Origin of the sequence: Flavobacterium anhuiense (assembly GCF_004151235.1) — a bacterium.
GTDB classification, from domain to species: Bacteria; Bacteroidota; Bacteroidia; order Flavobacteriales; family Flavobacteriaceae; genus Flavobacterium; species Flavobacterium anhuiense_A.
The window spans coordinates 266132-278598 of the sequence record NZ_JUIV01000001.1; the positions used below are offsets into that span (position 1 = coordinate 266132).

The following is a 12467-nucleotide window of genomic DNA, read 5'->3' on the forward strand; positions in this document are numbered from 1 at the left end:
AGCTAAAACGTAATTATCGCGAATCTGTTTTATCCGCGTTCGCTTTTATATTTAAAATAAAATCCAGTGCAAATAATTCCGATTACAATTTCGGATATTGCCGCATTTAGAATTGTTGGACTTGGAATTCCATCGACAATTATGGCATATAAGCGAGAAAATCCGTAAGCAAAATACAGTAAAATCGCCGTTTGCAGAGAAATTTTTGTAAATGAAGATTTGAATGCTCCCGTAACAATTACAATTCCAAATACAATCAGCGTTCCTCCCGAAGAACGGATTTCGCTCAACAGACTAAAATCATTTTCGTTAAGATAAATACCTGCCGAAGCTTCAAAAGTAATCGGAAAAAATAAAAGCGCGATCCCAATCGAAAAACCAATAAGTCCGACAATAAAAAGTAAAATTTTAAGATAGATTGATGATTTCATAAAAATGTATTTTGAGTTTTAGGTTAATAATTCTCAAATGTAATGGCTATGAAAAAGTTAAGACCTTGACTTAAGATAAGAAAAGAAGAAGAGCAATTTTTTTATTTAAGAAATTTTGAGTTAAAAAAAGAAAGTCTGAAAAACTCAATTTTAGATTTAAAGAAATTGGCTACGCCATTTTTTTGAAATTTAATAAAAATACAATTTTAACGTAACAAGAAGTTGTTTTGGAGATTTTAGAAAATTCACTTTATTTTAATTGTGAATTTTATTTATGTTTAAAAAACAAGCTGATTTTATTGGTGAAATTAGAATTTCTTTAAACTAAATCTGCTGTTAAAATTAAGATTTATCAGAAATGCAAGTCTCTGAGACTAAGAACAAATTAGGATTATTAACGGAATTTATTAAGTTTGTTGCGAATTATTCAATCTCCATAAACTGCCATCATTGCCAAATTCCATCTTAAATCAGGACCAGATTTTAATCGATCGTCTTCGCGGCGGCGATGAATCGGCATTGACAGAATTGTATAATACATTTTGGCAGGCACTTTTTATGTCAGCGTATAATGTCATTAAAGACAAAGAATTGTGCGAAGATATTATTCAGGATATTTTCATGAATATCTGGCACAATCGCGAAAAAATTGAAATTCATATTTCGCTAAAAGGGTATATGTATGCCTGTGCGAGATATCAGGTTTTTAATCACCTGAGAAAAAATAAAGACAAAGTTCATGTCGAACTTTTTGATGATTTAGAAAAACGTTTCTTATCTACAACTCCAGAAACACAGTTAATGCACGACGAATTGGTGCAACAGCTGAATTTAATAATCGAATCGCTTCCAGAAAAATGCCAGGCAGTTTATAAACTAAGCCGTGAAGAACAGCTGAGTCATAAAGAAATTGCCGAACGGCTTAATATTTCTACAAAAACAGTCGAAAACCACATTACAAAAGCATTGCATACCATTCGTTCTTCGATGGGCGAAAGCATGAGTATGGCGATGATTTTATGGCTCTCAAAAAATATCTTTTAGCGAAAATAAAAATGTGGTAGTTGGTTGATGGTGCTTGGTTTTTCTTCTTTTTTAAATCTTTTTCAAAAAAAATCAAAAAAAAATACAATTTGGACTAGGGGGTATATTCCTTTTTGGTTACTTATCTCATATACTCCCGAAATAATACAATAAAAAATGAAAAAAGAGGATTTCTTACTGTTATTAAATAGATATCTTTCCGGTGATACCAATCTCGAGGAGAATAATAAATTATTGAATTATTACGAAAGTTTCCAAACCGATAAGGATTGGGATGAAACTTTAGGGTCTAAGGAAGAACTCGAACTTAAAATGAGAACCCGTCTTCAAAACGCCATTCAATCTGAAGAAACTCCAGTAATACCAATTCAGCCATTTTACACCAAAACAGCTTTTAAACTGACTGCAATGGCGGCGTCCTTATTATTGCTGATTTCAATTTCATTAATAATAAATAAAACAAATCCGCTTAAGATTGAAACTCCGCAAGTGGCGCACAAAGAAATTTTGATCGGAAGTGATAAAGCAACTCTGACTCTTGAAGACGGTTCTGTTATCGAATTAGAAAAAGGAAAATCGTATACAAAAGGAAATGCTTCTAGTAACGGAGAAAAATTAATTTACAATTCAAACGGAAAATCTGCAGCAATTGCCAACAACCTTTTAACGATTCCGAGAGGCGGACAGTTTTTTGTACAGTTGGCAGATAGCACCAAAGTCTGGCTGAATTCTGAATCGCAATTAAAATATCCAGTTGCTTTTGTTGATGGCCAAACGAGACAAGTAGAATTGGTTTATGGTGAAGCTTATTTTGAAGTATCACCAAGCACCAAACATAAAGGTTCAAGATTTAAAGTGAAAACTCAAGAACAGAATGTTGAAGTTATTGGTACCGAATTTAATATTAAGGCTTACAGAGACGAACCTGCCATTTATACGACTTTGGTACAAGGAGTTGTTGCTGTTAGCAATGCTACTAAAAAGCAAATTCTGACTCCAAGCCAGCAATCTAAAATTACAGAGTACAACGGAAATATAAGTGTTTCTGAAGTCGATGTCTACAATGAGATTTCTTGGAGAAAAGGATTGTTTGTATTCAAAGGAATGCCTTTAAAAGATATTGCGAGAGTACTGTCAAGATGGTACGATGTTGATATTGTATTTGCAGATCCAGCGCTTGGCAATGTCAAGTTTAATGGAGTTTTAAATAAGAATCAGAAATTAGAAGACATATTAACCACGATAAAGAATATCAATTTTATTAATGCCTATGAAAAGAAAGACAATAAAATTATAATCAAATAAAAAAGAAAAGGGATTAAAGTTTAGACCTCTCACCGTACTGCGCTTTATCCCTTTCTGTGTATCAACCAGTAAGTCAGTTTTATTAACCAACCACCAATTAACATGTAAATTTATGAAATTTAAATTAACCAGTGCCTATTTCTATTTTAGAAAGCGGCTAATTATTAACATTATGAGAACTTTTATCTTCTTGTTTTGTACTACAATTTTTGGTTTTTCTCCCGTAAATCTATTTTCACAAAACACGAAAGTTGTAATTACAGCTGATAAAACAGTATCTGTTGACGAAGTTTTTGACATTATTAAAAAACAGACCAACTATACCTTTATTTATCAGGAAGATTTATTTAAAAATTTACCTAAAGTACATTTAAAAAAAGGAAAAATTAAAGTAAATGATTTATTAGTGGCTAGTTTTCCTGAGAAAGATTTTGCTTTTAGTTTGTCAAACGGAAACACAATTTTAGTTAGAAAAGTGCCAAAAGATATAGTGGTTTTTCAATCAAAATTAATTGAAATTAAAGGTACTGTAACTAATGATAAAGGAGATCCTATTCCTGGCGTAAATATTAAAGTAAAAGGTACAGGTGCTGCTACTCAAACTGATTTTGACGGAAAGTATACCATCACAGCTCCAGAAGACGAACAGATTTTGTTTACTTATATCGGTCACAAAGCGCAAATTGTGGAGGTTAATAAAAGAAAAGTAATTAACGTTAAACTAGTTGAACAGAGAAATGAATTGGAGGGTGTTATTGTTAATACTGGAGTTACTGTTCGTAAAAAGGAATTGATTACTGGAGCAGTTTCAACTTTTAGAGGCGAAGAATTAAGACAGATTTCAACACAAAATGTCGTTCAGGCTTTAAAGACTTTAGATCCTTCTTTTATTGTTTTGAATAATAATATTGCTGGTTCTAATCCGAACTTACTGCCAGTGATTGAGGTGAGAGGACAGACGAGCCTATCTGTTAATCAGGTAGATGATCAATTTAAAGAAGACCCAAACCAACCACTGTTTATTTTAGACGGATTTCCGACTACTCTACAACAGATTGTGGATTTAGATATCAATAGAATTGCAAGTGTTACTTTGCTTAAAGATGCGGCTTCTACTGCATTATACGGTTCACGTTCAGCAAATGGAGTTGTGGTTGTGGAAACAATAAAACCAGTTCCAGGAAAATTGCAGCTTTCTTATGTATATAATTCTTCTTACGAGTTAGCAGATTTGAGTGTTTATAATCTAATGAATGCCGAACAAAAACTGGAATTCGAAAGAATTTCTGGCGCTTATACTCCAAATATAGGAACTCCTTTGCCAACTGTTTATAAATGGGATGAGGTTTATAACCAGCGTTTGGCTGCGGTACGTCGTGGCGTAAATACATACTGGCTTAACGAACCAATTCAGATGGGATTAACATCTGGACACAGTTTGACCATTGGAGGAGGATCTGAAGAACTTCGATTTAATTTGGCTGGAAATTACAAAGCTGTTTCAGGAACAATGAAAGGTTCTGAGCACAATACTTGGGGCTATAATGTAAATGTAACCTACAAACGAAAAAAAATTAGCATCAATAATAATTTATTTGTTGCAGGAGCTAACAATCAGGAATCTCCATACGGTGATTTTGCTACTTGGGCAAGAGTGAGTCCTTACTACGAAAAGTATAATGAAAATGGAGTGGCAACACGCTATTTAGATGGTTCTTCACTGCCATTGTCACCAAGCGAATTGATTATTAATCAGCCGGCAAATCCTTTGTACAATGTTAAATTAAATAGTTATGACAAAACGGGTGAATTTAATTTTACAAACAACTTTGCAATTAATTATGATTTAAATCCGCATATAAAAACAACTGCCGCCATTTCTGTTTCAAGAAATGACAAACAGAGGACAGCATTTATTTCGCCAGATGATACGCAATATATCAATGATATTCCATCTGAGAAGGGGCGATATAGAAAAAGAGATTATTTAACCAATAAATGGAATGCAAATATTGGAGGTACATATTCAAATATTTTCAATAATGTTCACTCTGTAAACTATACAATGCGAGCTTCGGCATACGAAACCAATTACAATGCTTATGGATCAACTTTAAGAGGATTTCCTTTAGGGGTTCCAGGTGATCCGTCTTTTGCTTTTGGATTTGAAAAAAATTCACAGCCGTTTGTCGATAATGAATTAGTTAGAAGTGTTGATTTGACTAATCAGGTTAATTATGCTTACGACAGAAAATATTTGTTTGATTTTACTCAGACAATTTCTGGGGCAACCAATTTTGGAACCAACAAAAAATATTCTCCATACTGGGGCATAGGTTTTGGATGGAATATCAACAATGAGTTTAAAATGGATCAAGATATTGTCAATATTTTTAAACTTCGTGCCAATTTTGGACAAACAGGAAATCAGAACCTAGTAGGTTATGCATCGCATGATGTTTATGCATACGATCCTAACACGAATATTTTTGGTGCAGGATTAAACATTGTGCAATTATCAAATGCCGATTTGGAGCCTCAAAAAACAGAAGATTTATCTTTAGGATTAGATCTAGCAATGTTTAGAAACAGACTTACCATGACCTTAGGAGCTTATAAGCGTCAGACTTCGCCACAAATTGTTGCCATAGATCTTGCCGCTTCTACTGGAGTAACTGCTTATCCGTTAAACGTAGGCTATATCACGACACGTGGTTTAGAGCTAAAAGCAAATTACAATATCATTAGTAATTTTAAACAGAACATTGTTTGGGGTATTGGTTTAACAGCGACTACAAATGAAAATGAATTGGGAGGTTTTAATAATGCATTGGCTTCTTTAAATGATGCTGCTAAGAAAACAACCAGTTTAACTAGATTTTACGATGGAGCAAGTACAAATGATCTTTGGGCTGTGCCTTCATTAGGAATTGATCCTGCAACAGGAAGAGAAGTTTTCTTAAAGAAAAACGGAGAACGCACTTTTGTTTTAGACAAAAAAGATGAGGTTGTAATGGGGAATTCAAGAGAAATTGCTACCGGTGTTGTTTCAACAACTTTTAATTATAAGAACTTTAATTTTGGAGTTTTCATCCGTTATAGTTTCGGAGCAGATCGATTTAATACTGCACTATATAACAAAGTTGAAAATATTACTTCAGACAATGTTTTTGACAATCAGGATGCGAGAGCATTTTCTGATCGATGGACAACACCAGGACAAATGGCTCAATTCAAGGCTATTAGTATGACGAGTGTAACTCCTATTTCTTCTCGTTTCATTCAAAAAGATGATTATTTAGCAGGAGAATCTCTTCGTATAGGATATAGGGTAACCAACAGAGAATGGCTTAGTAGGTCAGGAATGGCTGGACTAGGAATTAATGCTTATGCTAATGATTTTTTCAAAGTTTCGACTATAAAAGCCGAACGAGGAATTAATTATCCTTTTTCAAGAATCTTTTCTTTAAGTCTAAACGTAACATTTTAATACCACTTATTATGAATCAGTATTTAAATAAAATTGCATTATCAATCCTGATAGCATTTTCGGCGGTAAGCTGCAGTAATTTCTTGGATGTGGTGCCAAAAGATAAAATTTTAGAATCTCAAATATTTGAAAATGAAGCCGGAATGCAGAATGTACATAACGGACTTTACTTAATGCTTGCATCTGACGAACTTTACGGTAGACAGCTTACAATGGATGCTGTAGATATTTTAGGGCAGCAGTACAATATGCCAGCTTCACATACCAAAGCCAAAATGGCTACATACGCTTATGCGGAAGCCAATCCAAAAGATGTTTTTACTGCTATTTGGCAAAAAGCTTTTACTACAGTTTTATCAGCGAATAAATTCTTGGAAAGTTTAGATGAACACAGCGGCATTATCTCTCAGGAAAAGGCCGATCTTTTAAAAGGCGAAACAATTGCAATACGTGCTATGCTGCATTTTGATATGCTAAGATTATTCGGGCCAATTTACAAAGTGGATCCTTCAATGCCTGCAATACCATATTATGATGCGCCTGTGACCGCAAATAATCCAATTTTGTCAGCAAAAGATGCCATGAGCAAGATATTGGCAGACATTGATAGAGCTTTGGTACTTTTAGAAAAAGATCCAATATTAACGTCAGGAAAGTATAGAGCCACTACAGATTATGATTCAAATCCTTATTATTCTCAAAACAGAGGCATGAGAATGAATTTTCTTGCTGTAAAATGTTTAAAAGCGCGTGTACTTTTATATGCGGGAGATAAAACAGGAGCAGCGGTTGCAGCAAATGAAGTGATAGCTTTTACAAAATCGAATGACTTTTTCCCTTGGACTCCATTTTTAGATGCCACCAATGCTGCAAATCCTGATAGAATTTTTTCTTCAGAGAACTTTTTCGCTTTAAGTGATTATACTTTGTACAAAACACAAGAGGATCTGTTTGATTCTAAGTTGTCAGATCCTATGATATATGCTCCACTGCTGAGCAGACTAAATGCTGTTTTTGAGTCAAATGATAATGACTACAGAAGCTTGCCGAGTTGGAAAATCCCTGTGGTGGGAGGAAAAACTCAGAAAACATTTTTTAAATACGCAGACGTGCCAGATACTAAAATGTTTTTTCGTATGCAGATTCCAATGTTCAAGCTCTCTGAAATATATCTAATTGCTGCAGAAACTGCACCAGTACCTGCAGATGGTATTGCTTTATTGAATACACTACGTTATAATAGAGGTTTAACAAATCTAGCCTCTACTGCAGTTTTGGCAACAGAAATAACAAAAGAATATAGGAAAGAATTTATGGGAGAGGGACAATTGTTCTTTTATTACAAAAGAAACAATACTTCTGCAATTCCTAATGGTTCTACAACTTCTGGAAACATTACGATGGGAGCTCTTCAATATGTGGTGCCTTTACCAGATTCCGAAATCAACTTTCAATAATTTAAAAAGATGAACATGAAAAAAATAGTGATTTTAAGCTTTACATTTTTATTCTTTTTAGGATTTACTTCCTGCAATCAAGATGAAATTGATACCTATCAGGATACAGATAATATTTACTTTTCTCCATCTGTCTTTACAATTCCTGTAAACGGAGCATTGATTACGACAGATAGTACAGGATTTAGTTTTGCATTAGACAAGCCAGAAATTGTAGACCGCATTTACAAAATTCCAATTAGAGTCCAAGGAAAAGTAAGTGATGCTGACAGAAAAGTAAAAGTTGTAATCGACTCAAAAAGTACTGCGATAGAGGGTACGCATTTTAAACTTCCAGATAATATTGTCATGCATGCCGGCAGAGCAGTGGATACGATTGATGTAAAGGTGTATAGAACAGCTGATATGAAAATAAATTCTTTTTTACTGATTTTAAATTTGGAAGAAAATGAATCGTTTACCACTAATATGAAAAGCAAGGTGATCAATTCGCTCACAGGAAAAACCATGAGCCATATTTCGTATAAATTGACATTTGATGATAAATTATCGCAGCCTCAAGGATGGTTTGCTGGCTTTTTAGGAGTCTTTACAGAAAAGAAATTTTTCTTAATGTGCGATTTAATGCATTTAGATCCAAGTATGTTTAATCAGAAACTTGGCTCGACAGGATTGTCTATTCCAGATATTCAATATTATCAAAACTTTATGAAACGCTACTTGGCAGATCAAAAAGCACAAGGGAATATTATTTATGAAGATGATGGAAAAGAAATGTTTTTTCCTTAAAACGCATTTATTTAAACTAAAAAATATAACACGATGTTAAAATATATAAAAATTCACTTAGCACTTTCAGCATTGCTTGTTTTGGTTTACAGTTGTGCCGATGATGAAGGAAATTATAACTATAGCGAAATTAACGAAGTTCATGCAACTGGAATACTAGAATCCTATACTGTTTATACAGGAGAGAAACTTACCATTAAGCCAGATTTGAATGTGACTCACGATGACAATACCGATCCTGACCGTTATACCTACGAATGGGCAGCCGTTAATACTGCAAAATTAGTAATGGAGTCTAAAACGGTTATTGGAATAGACAAAAATTTTGATGCAGAATTAAAGCTTCCGCCAGCAAGATATTTAGTTTATTATTTTGTAAAAGATAAAGTTACAGGAGTAACTTGGCAACATGAGCCTTTTACTTTAAATGTGGTTTCTTCCATTTATGAAGGTTGGATGGTTATTGGAGATGTAAATGGAAAGCCTCGTTTAGATATGATATCTATGCTTCCAGGTTTAGAAACTCCGCGCATCATTATAGATGTATTAGATGCTACAGGTTCAAATCTTAAGTTAACAGGAAAAGCTGTAGATGTAGAATGCTTTAACCAGCCTATATCTTCTCCTTTAATTTATGGAGTTTATGTGACCACAACAGAAAACGGAACAGCAAGATTAGATCCAGATTCTTTTGGATGGACACTTAGTCAAAATTTAGCATATGAAACCGTTGGAGGATCGCTGCCTACAAATTTTGGAGTCGATTTTATGAAATCGACTGGATATGGAGAAAATCTAATTTACAGTAAAGGAGATATTTACTATTTCTATAGAGTAATGCAGGTAAAATATGGTTTGCCCCAAAATAAATTAGAATCTGAAACCAAAACCTTTTATGCAGCGCCATTTATAGCAGAGAATGGAGGTTCATTGGGGACACCTGTTTTTTATGATCAGACAGCCAGACGTTTTGTAAGATACTCAACTTCAAAAGGAAGTTGTGCGCCAATGCCACCAATAGCAGCTTCAGATAACTCTTTAGATTGGAATGATACTCACGCTGATTTAGTTTACATGACTACTTCAGGATTCAATCAAAATGAGAATTTTGCGGTTTTGAAGAGTACAATTAGCGGAAAATACTATCTGCTTCGTTTTAGTAAAGCTTTGGCACAAGTATATTACAAAGAAATCCTCAACGCGCCAGATTTTGATAAAGCTAACAAATTTGCCGTAAGTCCGGATTCTGGTTATTTGTTTTATGCTGTTGGAGGAAAACTATATGAATATGATAACGGAACCCAATCTGCAAAATTAATGCTGGATAAAGGCAGTCAAGAAATCACTTACCTCGATTGTAATTTAAGAGCCAATAAATTATACAATAAAAAATTAATTGTTGGAAGTTACAATGGTTCAGTAGGAAAATTAGAATTATTTACTGTTCCTCCTGTAAATGGAAATTTGGTACTTGATTATAGTTATTCAGGTTTGTGCAAAATTGTTGATGTTGCATACCGAGCTAGATAATTAAAAATTGTTAAATCAAAGCCGAATGGACTCGTAAAATTCATTCGGCTAAATAACCACATTTTATGAAACGATTTATTAAAATCGCAAGCGCAGTTTTGCTGCTTGCCTGTCCATCTATTGCCTTAAAAGCACAAGCGCAATCCACTCAAGAAAGTTGGGAACAAGCCCAAAAACAAGCGCAAACAGAGAAAAAATTAATCTTTGTCGATTTGTATTTTACAGGTTGTATGCCATGTGCACAAATGGATAAAGAAGTATTTCCTGATCCAAAAGTTGCTTCAGTTTTAAATGCTGATTTTGTCACTTTCAAATCAGATATTTTGAAAGAAGAAATCGGTAAAAAGCTATGCATGAAATACGGCGTTACTGGTTTTCCAACTTTTTTATTGATGAATGCAGATGGAAAAATAATTGACATTGCAGGCGGTTTTCATAACGTAGAGCAATTTACAGCCTTGCTTCAAAACGCTAAAGAAGCGGCAAAAAAAGGAATATTCAAAAAGTATAGTCCTGAAATCAATGAAAATGATTATCCTGATTTTTACAAACAAGCGTATTTAAACGGAAAAAGAAATGTTCCTTTCGATGTGATAGATACATATTTAAAATCTGCAAATGTTTCTGATGAAATTTCTTTTGTAATTGTTACTGGATTGCGAGTTGGAAAACAATATGATGATGCATTTCTTTTCAATAGTAAAAAATTGGCGAAAGATTACGGAACATGGAATGTGACAACTCATGTGTTTTCCATTCTACAGCGCAAGAAAAAAGAATTCGAAAAAAAGAACGATTTAAAAGGATTTACAGAATTAGTAAATGAATCTAAAGAACTCTATACGCCAGAAGAATTCACAAAATATTCGGGTATTTTACTGAAAGATTTTGGAGTAGAAAAAGTGATAGTTAATCCGTCGGCTTCACACAAGTAATCGAAATGAAAAAGATAGTATTCTTTTTAATATTGATTTCTGGTTGTGCGATTCATGCTCAAAACAACATTCAGAAATCTATTAAAACTTTCGAAAAAGCTTTTCAGAACAAAAGTTTTGCTGAAATTAAAGATCTTCTAGCGCCGCAGTTTACTGTTGGCGTTGGAGATTCTTCTTCAAACGAATTTTATCTGAATGGTATTTTTAAAGCTTTTCCGGCTTTAGATTCTATTCAGGTTGCAAAATCTGTGTCGATTAAAAATGAAACTTTTGTCTTGGTAGATTTTTGTTTTAATGGAAAAGAAAAAAAGCCGTCTCAAATTGTTTTCAGTTCAGAAAATAAAATGCTTTATGTGACTTTTTTCGATTCTTTATATAAAGTTGACCGACACGCGCAAGTAAAAGAAGTGGCGAGCATTCCGTTTGAAATTATCGAAAACGGAATCGCCATTAAAATAAAACTGAACAAAGCTGATCGCGAATTTTTAATGCTTTTTGACACAGGCGCAGACGGAATGGCGCTCAATCCGGACAGCGCGTACAAAGCAGGTGTTGTCGTTACCAAAAGCAAATCGGCTTCTGTAGTTGGCGGAAGTCAGCAAGTGCAGTATTCGGCAGATAACACCATTTATATTGGCGATCAAGTTCTAAAGAATCAAGGTTTGGTTATTTTTCCAAAACATGGAGTTTACGACGGATTGTTTGGTGCAAACTTGTTGAGAAATTTTATCACGTCGGTCAATTTTGACACGATGACGATTGACTTGTACAATTTTGGAAATTTTAATTATTTGGGAAAAGCAAAACCACTGGTTTTTGATTATAAATCGGGACTTCCGGTAGTAAAAATGAATCTGACTTTTGAAGATAAAAAAACAGTCGAAGGCAGTTTCACTTTTGATACTGGGGCTGGTTACGATCTTATAGCTTACGGACCTTTCAATCATAAAAACAATCTAGAAGCAAGTCTAAAAACCGAATACAACTCTGTCAATTTCAGTTTAGGAAAACAAACCAAAATTGTCGGCGGCGCCATTCCAAATGTTGCCATTAACGGAAACAATTTTCCAAACGTAACAATTGCTTTGCAGGAATATGACGAAGCCAATAAAAACTGGGCTTTCGCCGATGGTTCTCTTGGAATTGATCTGATCAAGCGATTCAATTTTACAATCAATTTATTAGATAAAACGGTTTATCTGGAACCTAACAAAAATTTCAAAAAGACGTCTTCTTTCTTTTTAAGCGGACTTGATTTGGATTTTGACGAAAACCAAAACCTTCTGATAAAGAGAATTATAGATCAGGAAAATGAGGATTTGAAAAAAGTCAAAATTGGAGCAAAAGTTACACAGATTAACGATTTTGAAGCTAAAGATTTATTAAGTCCTGAAAATCTTAAAAAGCTGAAAGAAACTAAAGAAAGCAAAGATTTTATTATAGAACAAGGCGATCAATCTATGAGAATTTCAATTTAAAACTATCA

9 protein-coding genes are annotated in these 12467 nt (G+C 33.8%); 8 read left to right on the forward strand and 1 reads right to left on the reverse strand.

What is annotated here, in order from left to right:
• Positions 1-29 precede the first annotated feature (29 nt).
• Entirely contained in the window at positions 30-431 is a 402-nt protein-coding gene (locus tag NU08_RS01235; protein WP_129745368.1) for a DUF4345 domain-containing protein, read from the reverse strand.
• A 450-nt stretch (positions 432-881) separates the two neighbouring features.
• Here NU08_RS01235 and NU08_RS01240 point away from each other — a divergent pair, with 450 nt between their 5' ends.
• The 8 genes from NU08_RS01240 to NU08_RS01275 all read left to right on the forward strand — a co-directional run bounded on the left by NU08_RS01240 (position 882) and on the right by NU08_RS01275 (position 12459).
• Entirely contained in the window at positions 882-1475 is a 594-nt protein-coding gene (locus NU08_RS01240; RefSeq protein ID WP_165352386.1) for an RNA polymerase sigma factor, read from the forward strand.
• 156 nt (positions 1476-1631) lie between these two features.
• Complete coding sequence (locus NU08_RS01245) at positions 1632-2780, forward strand: FecR family protein (RefSeq protein WP_129745372.1); 1149 nt, start codon at positions 1632-1634, stop codon at positions 2778-2780.
• Between the two features lie 172 nt (positions 2781-2952).
• Positions 2953-6270 carry a SusC/RagA family TonB-linked outer membrane protein gene (locus NU08_RS01250; protein WP_165352387.1) on the forward strand — a complete coding sequence of 1106 codons (3318 nt, stop codon included), beginning with the start codon at positions 2953-2955 and terminating at the stop codon, positions 6268-6270.
• A gap of 11 nt (positions 6271-6281) precedes the next feature.
• Positions 6282-7727 carry a RagB/SusD family nutrient uptake outer membrane protein gene (locus NU08_RS01255; protein ID WP_129745376.1) on the forward strand — a complete coding sequence of 482 codons (1446 nt, stop codon included), beginning with the start codon at positions 6282-6284 and terminating at the stop codon, positions 7725-7727.
• Between the two features lie 15 nt (positions 7728-7742).
• A complete protein-coding gene (locus NU08_RS01260; protein ID WP_165352388.1) occupies positions 7743-8516 on the forward strand; it encodes a DUF4843 domain-containing protein in 774 nt (257 codons plus the stop codon).
• A 33-nt stretch (positions 8517-8549) separates the two neighbouring features.
• Positions 8550-10046, forward strand: coding sequence for a PKD-like family lipoprotein (locus NU08_RS01265; RefSeq protein ID WP_129745380.1), 1497 nt, complete (start codon positions 8550-8552; stop codon positions 10044-10046).
• 65 nt (positions 10047-10111) lie between these two features.
• A complete protein-coding gene (locus tag NU08_RS01270; protein ID WP_129745382.1) occupies positions 10112-10981 on the forward strand; it encodes a thioredoxin family protein in 870 nt (289 codons plus the stop codon).
• Between the two features lie 5 nt (positions 10982-10986).
• The gene (locus tag NU08_RS01275; protein WP_129745384.1) at positions 10987-12459 is read left to right on the forward strand and encodes an aspartyl protease family protein; all 1473 of its coding nucleotides are present in this window, start codon (positions 10987-10989) and stop codon (positions 12457-12459) included.
• The last annotated feature ends 8 nt before the right edge of the window (positions 12460-12467 follow it).